The 540-nt window shown below is 65.4% G+C and carries 1 protein-coding gene and 1 pseudogene; both read left to right on the top strand.

Translation table 11 applies throughout. The features are described 5' to 3' along the window. Positions 1-263, top strand: a pseudogene (locus tag EGI20_RS10265) (threonine aldolase); the annotation flags it as partial. Continuing rightward, a partial coding sequence (locus tag EGI20_RS10260) for a TSUP family transporter (RefSeq protein WP_498631371.1) occupies positions 260-540 on the top strand: 281 nt, incomplete at its 3' end. The pseudogene EGI20_RS10265 and the gene EGI20_RS10260, both read left to right, overlap by 4 nt.

Raw genomic sequence — 540 nt, 5'->3', positions numbered from 1 at the left:
ACGCGCGTGTGCTGGCCGAACGTCTGGCGGCGATAGATGGCATCAGTCTTAATCTCGACGATGTGCACATCAATATGGTGTGGTTTGCGCTGGCACCGGCTATCAAAGTGGATGGCCTGATGGCGGCCTTGGCGGCTGCCGGCATCAAGGCCAATCCGCCGGAAGACGGGCAGATGCGCATCGTCACCCACTGGCAGGTTAACGCCGCCGATATCGCACGCATTGCCGACGTGATCGCCGCCTATGTGACGGGCGGGCAATGAGCCCGGAACTGGGTGGCATGCTGTTCGGTGCCGGCTTTGTCGCCGGTGCGCTGAACGCGGTAGCCGGCGGCGGCACGCTGATTACCTTTCCGGCTTTGGTCGCTGCCGGCCTGCCGCCCATTGTTGCCAATGCCACCAGTTCGGTCGCGCAGTGGCCGGGTTATGTCGCGTCCAGCCTGGCCATGCGACGCGAACTGCGTGGTCAGCAGGGCCTGCTGCCACTGGCCATCGCCAGCGTGGCCGGCGGCATCGGCGGCGTGCATCTGGCACGGCGCAT

It is taken from the genome of Aquitalea sp. S1-19 (assembly GCF_024343515.1).
This window is presented reverse-complemented; position numbering and strand designations above follow the sequence as displayed.